This is a genomic window from Pseudomonas sp. PS01301, assembly GCF_029960215.1.
Classification (GTDB): domain Bacteria; phylum Pseudomonadota; class Gammaproteobacteria; order Pseudomonadales; family Pseudomonadaceae; genus Aquipseudomonas; species Aquipseudomonas coleopterorum.
In genome coordinates this window covers 42,929-60,492 of sequence record NZ_JASCPM010000012.1, presented here as the reverse complement: position 1 = coordinate 60,492, position 17,564 = coordinate 42,929, and the positions used below count along the sequence as shown (strand labels likewise).

The following is a 17,564-nucleotide window of genomic DNA, read 5'->3' as shown; positions in this document are numbered from 1 at the left end:
ACCCTCGCGAACACGGAGTTCCGCCCTTCACATGAGCAATGCCTACCGTACATTCTTCGCAACCCCAGGCGTCGTGGCGCTGATCGTGGCCGGCTCGATGGCCAGGCTTCCGCAAGCCATGGTCGGGCTGGGTCTGATTGCCATGCTCGCACAGGAAACGGGCCGCTACTGGGTCGCAGGGGCGGTAGCGGGCACTTATACCCTGACTAGCGCCATACTCGGGCCCAAGATCTCGAAGCTGGTGGATCAGCGCGGCCAGCGCAAGGTGCTGGCGCCGATCGCGGCGTTCAGCATTGGCATGCTGCTGGCCTTGATCGGTGCCGTGTACTGGCATGCGCCGCTTCCGGTGCTGTTCGTGCTGGCAGCCATGGCAGGTGTGCTTCCCAGTTTCGGGGCGATGATCCGCGCGCGCTGGGCCTATCTGTTTCGCGGAAAGCCGCAGCTGCACGCCGCGTATTCCCTGGATACGGTGCTGGTGGAATTCACCTTCATCGTCGGCCCGCCGCTGTCCATCGCATTGAGTAGCGGCCTGTTTCCTCAAGCCGGACCTTTGGTGGCCGCCGTGCTTTTGGCCGTCGGCGTTGTCGCCTTTCTCCGCCAGCACGAAACCGAGCCACCGCCGATACCGGCCGTCAAAGGCCACTCCAGCTCCCCCCTGCGCATTCCGGCCTTGCGGATCATCGTCGTGGCGATGCTGGCGCTGGGCGTGCTCGGCGGGTCGGTCGACGTGGCGGTGGTCGCTTTTGCCAAGGAGGCCGGCTGGGCGGCCGCAGCCAGCTTTGTCCTGGCAGGCTTCGCAGCTGGGTCGATGGTCGCCGGGATCACCTTCGGAGCGGTCAGAAGTGGGCTACCGTTCGAAACCCAATTGCTGATCGGCGCGGTATTTACCGCCGTGGCGACCACGCTGCCGATCTTTGCGCCCAATGTGTACTGGCTCACCGGCTTGCTGTTCATCACCGGCATGTCGTTCGCGCCGACGCTGATCGTGGTGATGAACATCGGCACGAAAATCCTGCCGCCCGGAAAGATCACCGAAGGGCTGACCTGGTTGAGTACAGGCGTCAGTGTCGGCATTGCAATGGGCGGCGCGACTGCCGGCCTGGTCATCGACCACTTCGGCACCCGTGCCGGATTCGGCGTTGCCATCGGCGCCGGCTTGCTGATGCTCACCGCCGTGCTGACAGGCTTGCGCACGCTGCAGGCAAGTTCGGCGAGCGAGACGATCGTTCCTGGCTGACACGCCCCTGTCACATCCCCACGCTTACATAGCCCTTTCTCTTTCACAGGGCTATGTCATGAGCATGTTCGACCTCAAGCGCCGTCGTCTCGTCCAGGCCGTGGGTGCGGGTTTTCTGCTGCCGGGGCTGGCGCCGGCGGTGATCGCTTCGGTCAAGGACCGGCCACAACTCACCGACGGCGTACAGTCGGGCGACCTGTTGGGCGACAAGGCAATGGTCTGGAGCCGGTGCGACCGCCCGGCGCGAATGGTGGTGGAGTGGGATACGCGCAGCATGTTCACTAATCCGCGCCGACTGGTCTCGCCATTGGCCGACGCCGGCACCGACTTTACCGCACGGGTCGAGCTCAATGGCTTGCCGGTGGATCAGGCGATCTTCTATCGGGTGCAGTTCGAGGACGCGCAGACCGGCGTCAGCAGCGAGCCGTGGTTCGGTCATCTGCGCAGCGAGCCTTCGCAGCGTCGTGATATCCGTTTCGTGTGGAGCGGCGACACCGTGGGCCAGGGCTTTGGCATCAATCCGGATATTGGCGGCATGCGTATCTACGAAGCCATGCGCCTGCGCTTGCCGGATTTCTTCATCCACAGCGGCGACACCATTTACGCCGACGGGCCGGTGCCGGCCACGGTGACCACGGAAAACGGCCGCGTGTGGCGCAACATCACCACCGAAGCCAAGAGCAAGGTGGCCGAGACTCTGGATGAGTACCGCGGCAACTACCGCTACAACCTGATGGATGAAAACGTGCGCCGGTTCAACGCCGAGGTGCCGCAGATCTGGCAATGGGACGACCACGAGGTGACCAACAACTGGTCGCCCAGCAAGCAGCTCGACGAGCGTTACCAGAACCGCGACATTCGCCATCTGGTGGGCAACGCCCGCCAGGCATGGCTCGAATACGCCCCCATGCGCCTGCAGCGGGCCGACAACGGCGGGCGTATTTACCGCAAGCTCAGCTACGGGCCGATGCTGGACATTTTCGTGTTGGACATGCGCAGCTACCGCAGCGGCAATGATGACAACCTGGCGCCCACACCCGAAGCCCGCACGGCGTTTCTCGGGCAGGCGCAACTGGACTGGCTCAAGTCCGGGCTCAAGGGATCGCAGGCGCAGTGGAAAGTCATCGCCGCCGACATGCCCATCGGCCTGGGTGTTCCAGATGGAGAAGTCAGCCCAGGCGTTGGCCGCTGGGAGGCGATCGCCAACGGCGATGACGGCGCTGCCAAGGGTCGCGAGCTGGAAATCGCCGAGCTGCTGGGTTTTCTGCGCCAGCAAAAAATCGCCAACACCGTCTGGCTCACGGCCGATGTGCATTACTGCGCAGCCCACCACTACCACCCCGACCGCGCTGCGTTTCAGGACTTCGAGCCCTTCTGGGAGTTCGTCGCCGGACCGTTGAATGCCGGCAGCTTCGGGCCCAACCCGCTCGATGCCACGTTCGGTCCGCAAGTGGTTTTCCAGAAAGCGCCGCCTGCGCAGAACACTTCGCCGTTCGCGGGCTTCCAGTTTTTCGGCGAAGTGCAGATCGAGGGCTTAAGCGGGGAAATGACTGTGCAACTGCGCGACCTGGACGGCGTGGTGGTGTTCGAAAAGAAACTGCAGCCGGCCTGATCGGTTGCACCGCAAGCGCCATGGCAGACGGCTTGCGGTGCGATGGCTCAGCCAACAAGGCCCGGCAGCACCAGGCTCGCGCCCAACCCGATGAGCGCGGTGCCGATCACGCGATCGACGAGGCGTTGTTTCTCCAGCATCCGCCGCCGCAATGGCCCGGACGAAAAGAACAGCGCCACGATGCTGAACCACACCCAGTGCGAGAACGACATGAACAGACCGTACGCAAAGTTCGTCGTCATCGAACTGCCTGCCTGCACGACCTGACTGTAGGTCGCCACCACGAACAGCATCGTCTTGGGATTGAGCGCATTGGTGAAAAAGCCCATTCGGAAAGCGCTCCACAGAGACGGTGTCGCACCCTCGACGGTATCCAGCGCCAACTTTGACGTGTTGAGCAATGAGCGCAGCCCAAGGTAAATGAGATAACCGGCACCCAGCCATTTCATGGCCATGAACAACAGGGGCGATTGCGTGATGATCACGGCAATACCGAACACGGTGTAGAAAACATGCACCTGTACACCGCAGGCAATGCCCAATGCCGCGATCAGTCCACTGCGCCGCCCATAGGCATAACTGTTGCGCGTGACCATGGCGAAGTCGGGGCCTGGGCTGATGACAGCCAATACGGTAATCAGGGCTACTGCCAGTAATTCGTTCATGACCACATTCCGTCAGCGTTTCTTGAAAGTAACGACCAGTACATCGCGGTGGGCAGGTCGATCGGGGTGTATCGGGATGATGGCGCTGACACCGTGCCGGACCTGTGCGTCATTGAGCAGCGCAGCCTCCAGTTCATGGATCATCGAATGCCTGGCCAGCAGCCGCTGGTCGTTATCGTAGATGGACGTTTCGCCCTCCACGACATTGACCCTGTTGACCATCAGCATGAATACAAAGTCGACGCCGTCCCGGTGCACACCTTCGGGCGTGGGAGAGGCGGCGCCCGCGGACGCATCGATGCGGAACTGATGAACTTCGATATGCCATGCGCAGTGTGGCGCCAGCACGTTGAAGCAGGCGCAACACAGATCCATCACCGCCGAAAAAACCAGGCCTTCGCAGAGCTCGGTCGGGATCGGGGCAAAGTGCCGGACAATGCCGCCATTGAGTGGGTTGTGCACAGTGGTCTGGTAATGCGGTTGGTGAGGACTGGGCTGCCAGTGGCGACTGCCCTGCTCGGTGAAGAAGGTGGCGTAACGGCGGAAGCGATAGGTACCACCGTCGCCCATGAACGCGTCCTGGTCCAGATGACCCCATGAGAGCCGGAAGTCTTCCCAGCCCTGGACGAAGCCGGGTACGGCACTGTTCAGCAAGGCTGCGACCATGGGCGGTTGCAGAAAAACAAACCCATTGCGGTTTACGGTATCGCAGACTTCGGCGATCAGTGGCGTATAAAGCTGGGGAGCAAGATTGCCAATGGGCACTGCACGCTTATGAATATTGTCCATGGATTTTCTCCATTTTATTAGTCAGGTCGCCAGAATCCTCGGCAACGAGCGCCATCATGGAGTTTTGCCTGGGCTGAAAAAAACGATTTATAGTCATCGAAACCTGTGAGATTTCGTTGCCCGTATGAGCCTCCCGCCCCTCGCTTCCTTCCGTTTTTTCAACGCTGCCGCGCAAACGCAGAGTTTCATCAAGGCCGCAGAGCAACTGCACGTCACTCATGGCGCTGTGAGCCGCCAGATTCGCTCGCTTGAAGATGCATTGGGCGTAGAGCTCTTCGAGCGACGCAACCGTGCGGTGTTTCTCAACCATGCCGGACGTCTGCTGCATGAGGTGACCCAACCGATGTTCGAGCAGCTGGAACAGGCGGTTCGTCAGGTACAGCAGAAAGCCGGCGAAGACATTCTGGTGTTGTCCTGCGAGCCGACCATCGCAATGAAATGGCTGATTCCACGCCTGCCCGCCTTCAACAAGGCGCATCCGGACATCCAGATTCAATTGCTGGCAGCGGGCGGACCGATCGATTTCTCTCGGTGTAGCGCAGACCTGGCCATCCGACGCGATGATTTCCACTGGGATGACACCGTGCACAGCAGCGCACTGTGTCCGGAATGGGTGGGCCCGGTGTGCGCGCCCAGCCTGGCAGGGCCGGCCGGACGATTGAGCGGCGTGCACCTGCTTCGCAGCCGAACACGACCCGCGGCCTGGGAGCAGTGGTTGCGTCTGGTGCAGAAAGTGGCCTGCGATGTCACGACCATCGATTACGAGCACTTCTACTTGTGCCTTCAGGCGGCCACTGCAGGCCTGGGCGTGAGCATGGCGTCGATGATGATGGTGGAAGAAGAGCTCGCCTCGGGCCAACTGGTCGCACCCTTCGGCTTTGTACGCGACGGGTCCGGGTATTTCCTGCTGTCGGCGCGGTCGACCGAAGAAAGCCGGAAATGCAGGGTTTTTCGTCAGTGGCTGGAGCTCCAGGCGCAGGCATCGGTGGCCCAAGGGCTTGAAGGCACGTCTGCCACCCCCCTCTGATCCGGCCTCGTCTGGTGCAGCAGGAATTAACCACCGCCTCGTCCACCTTGCGCTACGCTTTGTCTTATAACGCCCACCGAGGCTGGTTGGGTGTTCCGCTGTTCCATCAGCCTGGCGACTACGACAGCGCCAGCAAGCGTGCGAGGGGCGAACGTGAAAAACCTAGGCGATATTCTGCAAATCAAGAACTTGACCGAAAAGCTCCAGGGCATCCTTCCATCGACGGCTGCAAAGGGCTACCTGCAGGGGGCCGACGCCTTCGACAAGGGCCGTCCGGACTACCCAAAGGAGCTCGACAACTGGTTGCGCGAGACGATTCAGATCAAGCCGCACAGCAAATGGGACCCACCCCACACAACGGTACTCGACCTGGGGTCAGGCACCGGCAAGTTCATTCCGCGACTGCTCGAGGCCGGCGCCGAAGTGTTCGCCGTCGAGCCTGTTGCGGCGATGCGTGCACAGCTGGAACACAACTGGGCCGACAACCCCTACGTGAAGGTCCTCGAAGGAGCTGCCGAGGAAATCCCCCTCAAAAGTGGGTCGGTGGACGCCGTGGTCTGCGCTCACTCCTTCCATTGGTTCGCCAATGCTGCCAGCATGGCGGAAATCTACCGCGTGCTGAAACCCAGAGGACGCTTGGGGATGATCTGGAACCTGCGCGACACCAGCCACGACTGGGTGCGCCAGATCGCGGACATCGTGAGCGATGTGGCCGGAGACAGCCCACGGTTCTATACCCAGAAATGGCGGGAATCATTCCCTCACAGCGGATTCACGCCCTTAGTGGAAAAGCGGTTCACCCATACGTACACCGGTACGCCAGAGGACGTCATCCTCAACCGGGTACGCTCGATCAGCTTCATTTCTGCCCTTGCCCCAGAGCAGCAGGAACCGATTTTCCAGAAAGTGCGCGAAATCATCGCCACACATCCGGATCTCAAGGACAAACAGGAAATCACCGTGCCCTACAACACGGTGGCCTTTCACACTGTCAGGTTTCTCTAGCGCCCATAGCGAGCGGCCGGGGCCGGTCAGTGCACCGGCGTCAGCCCGCTTTCCTCAATTGCCAGCCGGGCCGCCGGGGTGCTCAAGTACTGCAGCAGCGCCGCGGCCTCTTCAGGGTGAGCGCTGGTACGCGTAACGCCACCTGAATACAGCGTCATCTTCTGCACCGCATCGGGAATCAGACCGACGATGTCGATACCCGGTACCGCCTTGAGCTCGCTCAATTGCTGGAACCCCAATTGCACATCGCCCCGAGCGACGGCCGCCCCCACCGGTTCGTTGTCGACCAGGCTGCTTTTATCGCGAAGCTGCTCGGTGAGCTTCATGCGCGGGAACAACAGATGCGACAGGTACAGGCCACTGGTACTGTTGGAATAGGCCAGCGAACGGGCGTCAAGCAACGTCTTGCGAAAGGCGTCGACACTGCCGATGTCAGGCTTGGCCTCGCCCTGGCGTACCGCCATGGCAATGAACGACTTGCCAACATCCACCCGTGGCTCGCGCTGCACTTCACCCAATTGAATGAGTTTGTTCAGGGCCGCGTCTTCGGTAAGCACCAAGTCCGCACGCTCGCCGCGCTCCAGTCGACTGGAGATCGCCATGGGGTTGTCGCCGATGGCGGGCGAAGGCAACACGGTGACTTTGACCCCAGTGGCCTTTTCATATTCGACGACGATGGTCTGCATGGCGCTGACCACACCACCGGAGCCGAGCAACGACAGCTGAACCGGTGGGGGCGCTTTCTGCGCGTGGGCGGCGCTGGAGCCGAGTAATACACAAGCCAGCAGAGCGCTGGTGAGCCGTTTGGTCATGACAATATGATCCTGAAACTGAAGATGAAGCCTGGCCGATGACTGGCCAGAGGCGAAGCGAACGAGTGCAGTGAAGGTCAACCGCCTCGCGAGGAATGATCAGTTTACGCGTAATCGGCCAAAAGCCAGGATCAGGTTGCCATTTAAAAAGGTGTTCTCGGGCAACTGCAACTTGGCGAAACAATTTCTCCGGACAGTCGAGCGCTCATTACGGCAATGCGTCGCACGATGCATTGGCAGGATCTGTGGGGTAACTGTCATTTACCCACGCAAGCTCCGGACCGATCATGCCTGCTCCAGACTGGAGTGAACGTATGCCCAACGCCCTGCCCCCCGAACTGCAGATTTTCGACCGCCCCTTGCAGGTGGTCATCCTGCTGTATCCCGGTATCGAAATCCTCGACTTCGCAGGACCTTACGAGGTGTTCAGTGTCGCCACGCGCATCGCCTTGCGCGACGGCCTCAGTGCTCATCCACCGTTTCTCGTCAGCACAGTCGCGGCCAGTCGCGAGCTGCTTACTGCGCGCTACGACCTGCGGGTGCAGCCCGATGCGCAGTTCGATGACGAACTACCTTGCGACGTTCTGATAGTGCCGGGTGGTGTGATCGATCAGCCCGTAAATGATCCGCAGACCCTGGCTTGGGTGCGCCGGATGGCATCGTCGACAGGCTTGCTGACGTCGGTGTGCAGCGGGGCGTTGATTCTGGCCAAGGCTGGCCTGCTGCAAGGACACAGCGTGACCACCCATTGGGCCGACATCCAGGAACTCCGTGAAGGCTACCCGGACCTGGACGTGCAGGAAAATGTACCCTATGTCGACGCCGGCAGCCTGGTCACCAGTGCCGGGATCTCCGCCGGTATCGACATGAGCCTGCATCTGGTGGCGAGGCTGCTGGGCGGTGACGCAGCGCGCATCACCGCGCGCCAGATGCAGTACGAGTGGCGCGACCTGCCAGGCTAGGAACGATCCGCCTTGTCGGCCCGGAACATCTGGCGGATGCCACGTACGGCCTGGCGTATGCGATCCTGGTTTTCGATCAGGGCAAAGCGCACGTGATCATCGCCATAGTCACCGAACCCGATGCCAGGCGAGACGCAGACCTTGGCTTCGGCCAACAGCTTCTTGGCGAATTCGAGCGAACCAAGATGGGCGTAGTCCTCGGGAATCTTCGCCCAGACGTACATCGAAGCCTTGGGGGTTTCCACCATCCAACCCAGCTCGTGAAGACCTTTGACCAGCACGTTGCGACGCTGGCGGTACTGTTCGGCGATGTCTTTCACACACTGCTGATCGCCTTCGAGTGCGGCGATGGCCGCCACCTGCAGGGGTGTGAACGTGCCGTAGTCGTGATAGCTCTTGATCCGGGCCAGAGCGTTGACCAGCTCGGGATTGCCGACCATGAAGCCGATTCGCCATCCTGCCATGTTGTAACTTTTGGACAGCGTGAAGAACTCGACGGCGATGTCCTTGGCGCCCGGTACCTGCATGATCGAAGGCGCCTTCCAGCCGTCGTAGACGATGTCGGCGTAGGCCAGGTCGTGCACCACCAAAACGTCGTAGCGCTTGGCGAGTGCTACCACCCGCTCGAAGAAATCCAGTTCCACGCATTGCGCGGTCGGGTTGGAAGGAAAGCCCAGGATCATCATCTTCGGCTTGGGAATGGACTCGCGGATCGCCCGTTCCAGCTCGTTGAAGAAATCCACACCGGGCACCAGCGGCACCGAGCGTACCTGGGCACCGGCGATCACTGCACCGTAGATGTGAATAGGGTAGCTGGGGTTGGGCACCAGAACGGTATCGCCCTGGTCGAGGGTCGCCAGCATCAGGTGGGCCAGGCCCTCCTTCGAACCAATGGTGACGATGGCTTCGTCTTCAGGGTCGATATCGACCTGATAGCGGTCTTTGTACCAGCGCGAGATCGCCCGACGCAGCCGCGGGATGCCACGGGAAGTGGAGTAGCCGTGGGTGTCTTCGCGCTGGGCAACGGTCACCAGTTTGTCGACGATGTGGGGCGGCGTGGCGCCGTCGGGATTACCCATGCTCAGGTCGATGATGTCTTCGCCGCGCCGACGCGCAGCCATCTTCAATTCGGCAGTGATGTTGAACACATAAGGGGGGAGACGATCGATGCGCGCAAAGCGGCGCGGGCGAACAGGTTCGGCCATGATTTCCTCGGAGACGTAAGCGCCCGGAACCGTCCGAGCGACGTTGGCCACTGCGGTGGCCAGGTCGAACGATAATCGGGCCGATGCGGGGCTGTAAAGCGGAATATGCGGTGCGCCCTTCGCGGGCAGAGGGCTCGCCGCCCGCCCCGCTCCCACAGATGAGGGCCGGGTCTGGGGTACGGCCCTTGCGGGCAGAGCCCGGTTCCACGAAAGTCCCTGTGGGAGCGGGCTCTGCCCGCGAAGGCCGCACCACGGACCCAACCTCTGCCCAAAAAAAAGCCCCGGATCTATTCGATTCGGGGCTTTTTTATCGCTGCAGCAAAATCAGGGCGCGTAAGTCAGCAGCAACTCACTAGGCACCTTGAAATCCAGCGACATCATCACGCTCAAGGCAGTGATGGTGAAGATCGAGAACACGAACAGCTTGCGCGCCCAGACTCGATCATCAACCGCCTTGTAGCCCGTCCAGGCCATATACAACCAATACATGCCCATGGCCGCCGCCACTGCCAGATAGCTCATCCCGGCATAGCCACCCAAGGTCAGCATCAGCGTCGCCAGCAGGAAAGCCAGGATGTAGAGCAGGATGTGCTTCTTGGCCACCACGATTCCGCGCTTCACCGGCAACACTGGAATCGAAGCTGCCAGATAATCATTGAAGCGGAAGATCGCGATGGCATACGAATGAGGCATCTGCCACAGGCTGAACATCACCAGCAACGTCAACGCCGCCAGATCGAAGCTGTTGCTGACTGCCACGTAACCGATCACCGGAGGCATGGCACCGGACAGACTGCCGACCAACGTACCATGCACCGACTTGCGCTTCAGGTAGAGGCTATAGAACCCTACATAGATCACGAAGCCGATCAGACCGCACAACGCCGCCAGAGGGTTGGCCAAGGCGTACAGCATGACCATCCCGGCGACCCCGAGCAGTGTGGCGAAGATCAATGCGACCTTCACCGAAATCTGCCCCTGGACCAATGCGCGGTTCTTGGTGCGTTCCATCTTCACGTCGATGTCGCGGTCGATGCAGTTGTTGAATGCACAGCCCGATGCCACCACCAGCGATGTACCGATCACTGTAGCCAGAAACAGCCCAATGTCGACATGCCCTTGAGAGGCCAGGAAGAACCCACCTGCCACGGAAAGCACGTTACCGAAAATGATCCCCGGTTTGGTGATTTGGATAAAGTGCTTAACGGACATGCCGGGTTCCTTACTTCGCCATCATGAAGTGATGGATGCTGAACATGATCCACAGCGACAGACCGACCAGGAACGCGATGATCAACGCCGAGAAGACGAAGGCGATCACGTTCCAGCGCTGTTCGGACGTGCGGTCCAGGTGCAGGAAGTAAACCAGGTGAACCAGCACCTGGACCACCGCGAAGATCAGCACGATCCACAGCGTGGCTTCCTTGGACAGCGTCGGGAACATCACCAGACCGAACGGAATCGCGGTCAGGATGACCGACAGCACGAAACCGATCATGTACGACTTGTAGCTACCGTGGCTGCTACCGGCCGAAGTGGTATGAGGGTTTGCCATTTACAGAGCTCCCATCAGATAGACGACGGTGAACACGCAGATCCAGACCACGTCCAGGAAGTGCCAGAACAGGCTCAGGCAGCTCATGCGCGTGTTGTTGGTTGCGGTCAGGCCTTTGGATTTGATCTGGGCGATCAGCACCGCCATCCAGATCAAGCCGCTGGTCACGTGCAGGCCGTGGGTTCCGACCAGGGTGAAGAACCCGGTCAGAAAGCCGCTGCGCTGCGGGCCGAAGCCCTCTTCGATCAGCTTGTGGAACTCGTAGATCTCCATCGCGATGAAGCCTGCACCCAGCAGGAACGTGACGAACAACCACTTCATCACGCCGCCTTTGTCGTTGCTGTGCAGCGCCAGCATGGCGAAGCCATACGTGATGGAGCTGAACAGCAGCAGTGCAGTCTCGGCTGCCACGAAGGGCAGCTCGAAGATGTCGTGGCCCGACGGGCCACCGGCGACGTTGTTAACCAGTACTGCGTAGGCGGCGAAGATCGACGCGAACAGGATGCAGTCGGTCATCAGGTAGATCCAGAAACCAAAGACAGTCATGCCCCCGGAATCGTGATGATCGTGATCGTCGTGACCGTGCTCGTGTTGGTGAGCCACTTCCGCGTTTAAGGTTGCGTTAGACATTGTTTAAGCCTTCTCCACCGTGGAGTTCAGACGAGAATCAACTCGTGCAGCGTTTGCCAGGCGAGCCATGCGTTCACCTTCGATACGAGCGACTTCTTCAGCCGGTACGTAGTAGTCGATGTCGTCGTCATAGCTGCGCACGATCAGGGTGATGACCATGCCGGCCAGGCCGATCGCAGCCGCCCACCAGATGTGCCAGATGGCGGCGAAGCCCAGGATCAGACCGAAGAACGACATCAGCACGCCCATACCGGTGTTGCGCGGCATGTGAATCTGCTTGTAGTCCGCGGCGTTGGCAGTGGCTTCACCACGCTCTTTCATGCCCCAGTAAGCGTCCAGGTCGGAAACCACTGGCTGCTCGGCGAAGTTGTAGAACGGTGGTGGCGACGAAGTCGACCACTCCAAGGTACGGCCATCCCATGGGTCGCCCGAAACGTCCTGATTCTTGTGACGATCGCGGATCGATACATAGAGTTGCAGCAGCTGGAAGAAGATACCGGCGGCGACGAACAGTGCACCGACGAAAGCCACGTACAGCCAAGGCGTCCACTCTGGGTTGTCTGTATGGTTCAGGCGACGGGTCATGCCCATGAAGCCCAGCACGTACAACGGCATGAACGCCAGGTAGAAACCGACCAGCCAGCACCAGAACGAGTACTTGCCCAGACGCTCGTTGAGCTTGAAGCCAAACGCTTTCGGGAACCAGAAGGCGAAGCCGGCCAGGTAACCGAATACCGCACCACCGATGATCACGTTGTGGAAGTGAGCGATCAGGAACAGGCTGTTGTGCAGGACGAAGTCAGCGCCCGGTACCGCCAGCAGTACGCCAGTCATGCCGCCGATGCTGAAGGTCACGATGAAGCCGATGGTCCACAACATCGGAGTGGTGAACTCGATGCGGCCACGGTACATGGTGAACAGCCAGGTGAAGATCTTCACACCGGTCGGAATCGCGATGACCATTGTCATGATGCCGAAGAAGGCGTTGACGTTGGCCCCCGAACCCATGGTGAAGAAGTGGTGCAGCCAGACCACGAACGACAGCACGGTAATGGCGATCGTTGCCCATACCAGGGAGACGTAGCCGAACAGACGCTTTTTACAGAACGTCGAGGTTACTTCCGAGAACACACCGAAGGCCGGCAGGATCAGGATGTAAACCTCGGGGTGGCCCCAGGCCCAGAACAAGTTGACATACATCATCGGGTTCCCACCAAGCTCGTTGGTGAAGAAGTGGAAGCCCAAGTAGCGGTCAAGGGTCAGCATGAACAGAACAGCGGTGAGGATCGGGAACGAAGCAGCGATCAGGACCGCGGTGCACAGGCAGTTCCAGGTGAACACCGGCATTTTCATCAAAGTCATGCCAGGCGCACGCATCTTCAAGATGGTGACGATGAAGTTGACGCCTGTGAGCAAGGTACCCAAGCCGGATATCTGCAGTGCCCAGATGTAGTAGTCGACACCTACCCCCGGACTGTATTGCAACCCCGCCAACGGCGGATACGCCACCCAGCCGGTCTTGGCGAACTCGCCGACACCCAGAGAGATGTTGACCAGCAGCACGCCGACCACGAACAGCCAGAAGCTGACCGAGTTCAGGAACGGGAAAGCCACGTCGCGAGCGCCGATCTGCAGCGGCACGACAATGTTCATCAGACCGATCATGAATGGCATGGCCATGAAGATGATCATGATCACACCGTGAGCGGTGAAGATCTGGTCGTAGTGTTCCGGTGGCAGGAAGCCGGTGGAACCGCCCGTGGCGACCGCAAGCTGCGAGCGCATCATGATGGCGTCGGCAAAGCCGCGCAGCAGCATGACCATGGCAACGGCGATGTACATCACGCCGATTTTCTTGTGGTCGACCGACGTGAACCACTCGGTCCACAGGTACGTCCACTTCTTGTAGTAGGTGATCAGACCGAACACCACCGCCCCGAGCACCGCAACGACGGCGAGTGTCACCATCACTATCGGCTCGTGGAAGGGCACCGCTTCCAGACTAAGTTTACCGAACATCTTTTACTCCTCTGCCCCAGCAGCTGAATTCTTGCCCATGTCCATCCCTTCGTTCGAGGCTTGCTTCCCCTCGTGGCTGACGCCTTTACCTGGGTTCATGCCTTCATACTTGTCGATGATGGTCTGGAACAGGTTCGGGACGTACGAGGAATACAGCTCGACCGGATTTTTCTCGCTAGGTTTGGCCAGCGCTTCGTAGGTAGCTGCATCGAGCTGCTTAGGCGCGCTCTTCACTTCACTGACCCATGCATCGAAATCAGCCTGGGTCGTAGCGACTGCTTTGAATTTCATGCCGGTGAAGCCTGCACCGCTGTAGTTCGCGGAGATGCCGTCGAACTCGCCGTTTTCATTGGCGATCAGGTGCAACTGCGTCTGCATGCCGGCCATTGCGTAGATCTGGCCGCCCAGCTGCGGAATGAAGAAAGAGTTCATGACCGAGTCGGAGGTGATGCGGAAGTTGACCGGTACGTTGGCCGGGAAGACGATCTTGTTGACCGTGGCAATGCCTTGTTCCGGATAGATGAACAACCATTTCCAGTCCATCGCAACGACCTGGATGGTGACCGGCTTGTGCTCGGAATCCAGCGGACGGTACGGATCCAGGTGATGAGTCGACACGTAGGTCACGTAGCCCAGCGCGATGATGATCAGCAGCGGGATGCCCCACACCACCAGTTCGATCTTTGTGGAGTGCGCCCATTCAGGCGTGTAGGTGGCTTCCTTGTTGGAGGCACGGTACTTCCAGGCGAACGCAAGCGCCATGACGATGACCGGGATCACCACCAGCAACATCAGCCCGGTGGCGATGTAGATCAGGTTGCGTTCGTCGATGCCCACCTGCCCTTTCGAGTCGATCAGGGTCCACTTGCACCCGCCGAGAAAAAGCATGCCTAAAAAGGGCAGTATGCCAAACAGTCTGGGGTAACGCTTTTTACTCATCTCACGACCTCTAGAGCAGCTTGCTTCAATGCAATTGTGTTTTGGTAGCCAACACTTCAACCTGCCAAGCGCCAGCATTTATATCGGGATTGAATACGGACATGCCAGGCTCGCAGTTGCTGCGGGGTGACAAGACCGGTCTGGAACGGTGCAGCTGTCATGACTTGTGCAACCCAGAGGATTGCAGACTCTTTCCCTTGAGTGCACGGACCACTCAAGGGTTCAGCCAAGCCGTACCAACGGTATGAAAAGTGCCTGCCAATGGTGCAAAAGCGCCACCGACCTGCCCTTTTTGAGGCACTGACCTGCTGAAATTTCCGCGATTGTAGTGAGCCCTTTACCCATTGACTACGACTAATCCAGCAACAGGTATTTCCAAATTATGCAACAATCCGACGCACTTTCAAAGCCTTGCGACACGATGTCGCACCCCTGAAAACCCTTGCGAAGGCCCGTATTTTAGGGGCTTTCGCGAAATCGCCGACGACAGGTTGTCGCATCTTCGCCGTTACACGCCGAAGGCGGAATCGACTTCCGGCACGAATAATGACGAGGCCGATACCCCCGGCGCCATCAGGCGCGTGTGCGATTGCGATAGATGCCCACGGGTACAAGGATAGCCGTCATCACAAAAGCCACCAGCGCCCACTGCGCCAGCGACAGGCCAAGCACCGGTGGGTAAGGTGTCGAGCAGAAACCCTGGACCTGAAACACGCTGGGCATCAGATCGGCCAGGGGCAACCCGTCGACGATCGGTTGCAGCGTGTCGAGGCCGCAACTGACCGAGGGATTGGCCAATACCCATGCATGACGCCCGGCCGCCGCAATGCCGCCCACGGCGCTGAGCACCACCAACCCTTCGCATACCGTCACACCGGTACGGCCGCGCATCGCCGCGCCGATGAAGGCGAACAGGGCAATGAAAAGCAAGGCATAGCGTTGCAGGATGCACAATGGGCAAGGTGCCTCGCCCAACACGATCTGCATGTACAGCGCCCCACCGATCAAGGCCAGGCAGATCACGCCCAGCAATACCAGGAAACGTCGCTCGCGGTTCAGGCGCAGGTTGACTTCATTCATTGCAGCTTTCCCTTCACAGGTCAGAACGGGCAGGTTTTTAGATGGGCGCCAGTCTACACGCTGGGTTGCCAAGAGGACTGTAGGAAAACTCTGGAAATACGGTGTAACCAGAAATTTCTGCCAACCCGCACACAGTATGGCGCGCGTGATTAAACCGACGTTAAGCCAAGCGTGGCAGCCAGCACGACGATCTCGTTAAAGCCTGTGCGTGTCGAGTCGATACATAGGCAACGCACTCCTTGGGCGGGTCGTTCGCCGCCCCGCATCGGCTCCATCAAGAAGGTTCACATGGCAACCCAGAACGCCCGCGCAGACTCCCTTTCCTTGCTGTTGTTCACCTTGCGCAGCGGCAAGTTGATGGCCATTAACCTGCTCAAGGTCAGCGAGATCATCCCCTGCCCTGCCCTGACCCGACTCCCCGAAGCACATCCCCACGTCAAAGGGGTGGCAACCCTGCGGGGCCAGGCGTTGTCCGTCATCGACCTGAGCCGAGCGATCGGTGAGCAACCCTTGCTCGATCCGTCCGGCGGGTGCCTGATCGTCACGGACGTCAGTCGCTCCAAGCAGGGCCTGCACGTTCAGGCCGTCAGCCGCATAGTGCATTGCCTGAGCACCGATATCCGTCCGCCACCCTACGGCTCGGGTACCAAGTCGTTCATTACCGGGGTGACCCAGGTGGACGGTGCGCTGGTGCAGGTACTGGACATCGAGAAAGTCATCCACGGCATTGCCCCGGCGCGCCTGCAGGGCGAACCCCAGCGCTTGAGCGACGCCGATGCCCGCTGCCTGGCCAACGCCAACATCCTGGTCGTGGACGACAGCCACGTGGCGTTGCAACAGTCGCTCATCACCTTGCGCACCCTGGGCATCGAATGTCGGACGGCGCGCAGCGCCCGCGAGGCGATCGACTGCCTGCTGGAACTGCAGGGCACCGAGGCGCAGATCAATGTGCTGGTATCGGATATCGAGATGTCGGAAATGGACGGCTACGCGCTGACCCGCACTTTGCGAGAAACACCGGACTTCAAGGATCTGTACGTTCTGCTGCACACCTCGCTGGACAGTACGATGAACAGCGAGAAGGCTCGGCTGGCCGGCGCCAATGCCGTGCTGACGAAATTCTCCTCCCCCGAACTGACCGGCTGCCTGATCACCGCAGCGCGTTTCGTCGCCGAACAGGCGCGCTGAGCCCGCTGCGGCACAAAGGTACCTGAGCATCAACGCCGTGAGGTCAGCGGTGCCTGGATGAACGGGACATGGATGGAAGGTACCCAGGCATAATGGGTGCCCGTTTACACCGCTGAGGCTCCCTGACCATGAAAACCCACCTGACCCTTTTGCTCACGCTCGGCGGCGCCACCACTCAAGCGATGGCGTCGACCGACCAAGCCTGGGCGGAACACGACAAACGCGTCGCGAGCAGCTGCTTGAAAGCCACCACATTGAAACAGGCCCGGGTGGCCAGCGCGCCTGCCGAATTCGAAGACCGCGTGGGTTACACCGCAGTGCTCATCCAAGGCCGTTATCCACAGGCGCACATGAAGAATCAGCCTGGCGCCGAGCTGTGTCTGTACCACAAGCAAAGCCGCAAGGCATTCGTCACTCAGTGGGATTCGGTACAGGGCAAATAACGTCAAAGCAGAATGAATGCATAGAGGATGCTGACAAACGGCATGCTGCCGGCTTTCTCGTCGAGTGCTTCCAGCGCTGCGAACTTGAGCATGAATGAAACAACCACCAGCACCCTAATCCATGGCTGGCGTGTCGATAACACCAACAGCATGCCCAAGGCGAGGGCCAGTTGAAAGGCGCAGCACTTGATCGCCGCCGGCAACGTGCTGACGTACAGCAAGGCCAGCATCACGGGGATCAGACTCGCCAGCAGCAATCCTTTGCCATACTTCACACAGTCCATAACGATCACTGGCCTTCCTTCATTTATCGACTTGTTGTAAGGAAAGAAGTCTCTGGTGATCAACTGGGCAGTTCCATAGGTCTATTCAGCACACCTTGTAGGAAAAACCCGA

General features: G+C 59.8%; 18 protein-coding genes. 7 read left to right on the top strand and 11 right to left on the bottom strand.

All coding sequences use genetic code 11. The features are described 5' to 3' along the window. Positions 1-31 precede the first annotated feature (31 nt). Positions 32-1,237, top strand: a complete 1,206-nt coding sequence (locus tag QMX89_RS08685) for an MFS transporter (protein ID WP_282347829.1) — start codon at positions 32-34, stop codon at positions 1,235-1,237. 58 nt (positions 1,238-1,295) lie between these two features. After that, positions 1,296-2,849: an alkaline phosphatase D family protein gene (locus QMX89_RS08680; protein ID WP_122741418.1), complete on the top strand. Its 1,554-nt coding sequence runs from the start codon at positions 1,296-1,298 to the stop codon at positions 2,847-2,849. A 47-nt stretch (positions 2,850-2,896) separates the two neighbouring features. Here the strand turns inward: QMX89_RS08680 and QMX89_RS08675 are convergent, their stop codons facing one another. Next, positions 2,897-3,514 (bottom strand): LysE family translocator, encoded by a 618-nt coding sequence (locus QMX89_RS08675; RefSeq protein ID WP_056844975.1) that lies wholly within the window; start codon positions 3,512-3,514, stop codon positions 2,897-2,899. Positions 3,515-3,526: 12 nt separating this feature from the next. After that, positions 3,527-4,303: a 2OG-Fe dioxygenase family protein gene (locus QMX89_RS08670; protein ID WP_122741417.1), complete on the bottom strand. Its 777-nt coding sequence runs from the start codon at positions 4,301-4,303 to the stop codon at positions 3,527-3,529. Positions 4,304-4,427: 124 nt separating this feature from the next. On the opposite strand from QMX89_RS08670, the gene QMX89_RS08665 reads away from it, so the two are divergent. Further along, on the top strand, positions 4,428-5,330 hold the full coding sequence (locus QMX89_RS08665) for a LysR substrate-binding domain-containing protein (RefSeq protein ID WP_282347824.1): 903 nt from the start codon (positions 4,428-4,430) through the stop codon (positions 5,328-5,330). A gap of 90 nt (positions 5,331-5,420) precedes the next feature. After that, the gene (locus QMX89_RS08660; RefSeq protein ID WP_349012256.1) at positions 5,421-6,335 is read left to right on the top strand and encodes a class I SAM-dependent methyltransferase; all 915 of its coding nucleotides are present in this window, start codon (positions 5,421-5,423) and stop codon (positions 6,333-6,335) included. Positions 6,336-6,361: 26 nt separating this feature from the next. Here QMX89_RS08660 and QMX89_RS08655 read toward each other — a convergent pair whose 3' ends face one another. Beyond that, positions 6,362-7,147, bottom strand: a complete 786-nt coding sequence (locus QMX89_RS08655) for a substrate-binding domain-containing protein (RefSeq protein WP_049861871.1) — start codon at positions 7,145-7,147, stop codon at positions 6,362-6,364. Positions 7,148-7,461: 314 nt separating this feature from the next. Between QMX89_RS08655 and QMX89_RS08650 the strand changes: the two genes are divergently transcribed. Continuing rightward, positions 7,462-8,109, top strand: a complete 648-nt coding sequence (locus QMX89_RS08650; protein ID WP_056844973.1) for a DJ-1/PfpI family protein — start codon at positions 7,462-7,464, stop codon at positions 8,107-8,109. Here QMX89_RS08650 and alaC read toward each other — a convergent pair. The 7 genes from alaC to QMX89_RS08615 all read right to left on the bottom strand — a co-directional run bounded on the left by alaC (position 8,106) and on the right by QMX89_RS08615 (position 15,537). Then, positions 8,106-9,314 (bottom strand): alanine transaminase, encoded by a 1,209-nt coding sequence (alaC, locus tag QMX89_RS08645; RefSeq protein WP_049861869.1) that lies wholly within the window; start codon positions 9,312-9,314, stop codon positions 8,106-8,108. The two genes, QMX89_RS08650 and alaC, sit on opposite strands and share 4 nt — an antisense overlap. A gap of 324 nt (positions 9,315-9,638) precedes the next feature. Next, positions 9,639-10,526: a heme o synthase gene (gene cyoE, locus QMX89_RS08640; RefSeq protein WP_282347820.1), complete on the bottom strand. Its 888-nt coding sequence runs from the start codon at positions 10,524-10,526 to the stop codon at positions 9,639-9,641. 10 nt (positions 10,527-10,536) lie between these two features. Continuing rightward, a complete protein-coding gene (gene cyoD / locus QMX89_RS08635) occupies positions 10,537-10,869 on the bottom strand; it encodes a cytochrome o ubiquinol oxidase subunit IV (RefSeq protein ID WP_049861867.1) in 333 nt (110 codons plus the stop codon). Beyond that, positions 10,870-11,499: a cytochrome o ubiquinol oxidase subunit III gene (locus QMX89_RS08630; protein ID WP_282347819.1), complete on the bottom strand. Its 630-nt coding sequence runs from the start codon at positions 11,497-11,499 to the stop codon at positions 10,870-10,872. Between the two features lie 3 nt (positions 11,500-11,502). Further along, positions 11,503-13,518 carry a cytochrome o ubiquinol oxidase subunit I gene (gene cyoB, locus QMX89_RS08625; RefSeq protein ID WP_282347818.1) on the bottom strand — a complete coding sequence of 672 codons (2,016 nt, stop codon included), beginning with the start codon at positions 13,516-13,518 and terminating at the stop codon, positions 11,503-11,505. A 3-nt stretch (positions 13,519-13,521) separates the two neighbouring features. Further along, positions 13,522-14,457: a ubiquinol oxidase subunit II gene (gene cyoA / locus QMX89_RS08620; protein WP_049861864.1), complete on the bottom strand. Its 936-nt coding sequence runs from the start codon at positions 14,455-14,457 to the stop codon at positions 13,522-13,524. A gap of 573 nt (positions 14,458-15,030) precedes the next feature. Then, positions 15,031-15,537, bottom strand: a complete 507-nt coding sequence (locus QMX89_RS08615; protein WP_049861863.1) for a disulfide bond formation protein B — start codon at positions 15,535-15,537, stop codon at positions 15,031-15,033. 288 nt (positions 15,538-15,825) lie between these two features. Here QMX89_RS08615 and QMX89_RS08610 point away from each other — a divergent pair, with 288 nt between their 5' ends. Beyond that, the gene (locus QMX89_RS08610) at positions 15,826-16,725 is read left to right on the top strand and encodes a chemotaxis protein (protein WP_049861862.1); all 900 of its coding nucleotides are present in this window, start codon (positions 15,826-15,828) and stop codon (positions 16,723-16,725) included. A 128-nt stretch (positions 16,726-16,853) separates the two neighbouring features. Continuing rightward, positions 16,854-17,168, top strand: a complete 315-nt coding sequence (locus QMX89_RS08605; protein WP_282347816.1) for a hypothetical protein — start codon at positions 16,854-16,856, stop codon at positions 17,166-17,168. Between the two features lie 2 nt (positions 17,169-17,170). Here the strand turns inward: QMX89_RS08605 and QMX89_RS08600 are convergent, their stop codons facing one another. After that, a complete protein-coding gene (locus QMX89_RS08600) occupies positions 17,171-17,461 on the bottom strand; it encodes a hypothetical protein (protein WP_282347814.1) in 291 nt (96 codons plus the stop codon). Positions 17,462-17,564: the final 103 nt, after the last annotated feature.

Bases quoted from the DNA above. Each gene is read 5' to 3' on its own strand.
- QMX89_RS08685 (WP_282347829.1), top strand. From the start codon at position 32: ATGAGCAATGCCTACCGTACATTCTTCGCAACCCCAGGCGTCGTGGCG.
- QMX89_RS08680 (WP_122741418.1), top strand. From the start codon at position 1,296: ATGAGCATGTTCGACCTCAAGCGCCGTCGTCTCGTCCAGGCCGTGGGT.
- QMX89_RS08675 (WP_056844975.1), bottom strand. From the start codon at position 3,514: ATGAACGAATTACTGGCAGTAGCCCTGATTACCGTATTGGCTGTCATC.
- QMX89_RS08670 (WP_122741417.1), bottom strand. From the start codon at position 4,303: ATGGACAATATTCATAAGCGTGCAGTGCCCATTGGCAATCTTGCTCCC.
- QMX89_RS08665 (WP_282347824.1), top strand. From the start codon at position 4,428: ATGAGCCTCCCGCCCCTCGCTTCCTTCCGTTTTTTCAACGCTGCCGCG.
- QMX89_RS08655 (WP_049861871.1), bottom strand. From the start codon at position 7,147: ATGACCAAACGGCTCACCAGCGCTCTGCTGGCTTGTGTATTACTCGGC.
- QMX89_RS08650 (WP_056844973.1), top strand. From the start codon at position 7,462: ATGCCCAACGCCCTGCCCCCCGAACTGCAGATTTTCGACCGCCCCTTG.
- alaC (WP_049861869.1), bottom strand. From the start codon at position 9,314: ATGGCCGAACCTGTTCGCCCGCGCCGCTTTGCGCGCATCGATCGTCTC.
- cyoE (WP_282347820.1), bottom strand. From the start codon at position 10,526: ATGTCCGTTAAGCACTTTATCCAAATCACCAAACCGGGGATCATTTTC.
- cyoD (WP_049861867.1), bottom strand. From the start codon at position 10,869: ATGGCAAACCCTCATACCACTTCGGCCGGTAGCAGCCACGGTAGCTAC.
- QMX89_RS08630 (WP_282347819.1), bottom strand. From the start codon at position 11,499: ATGTCTAACGCAACCTTAAACGCGGAAGTGGCTCACCAACACGAGCAC.
- cyoB (WP_282347818.1), bottom strand. From the start codon at position 13,518: ATGTTCGGTAAACTTAGTCTGGAAGCGGTGCCCTTCCACGAGCCGATA.
- cyoA (WP_049861864.1), bottom strand. From the start codon at position 14,457: ATGAGTAAAAAGCGTTACCCCAGACTGTTTGGCATACTGCCCTTTTTA.
- QMX89_RS08615 (WP_049861863.1), bottom strand. From the start codon at position 15,537: ATGAATGAAGTCAACCTGCGCCTGAACCGCGAGCGACGTTTCCTGGTA.
- QMX89_RS08610 (WP_049861862.1), top strand. From the start codon at position 15,826: ATGGCAACCCAGAACGCCCGCGCAGACTCCCTTTCCTTGCTGTTGTTC.
- QMX89_RS08605 (WP_282347816.1), top strand. From the start codon at position 16,854: ATGAAAACCCACCTGACCCTTTTGCTCACGCTCGGCGGCGCCACCACT.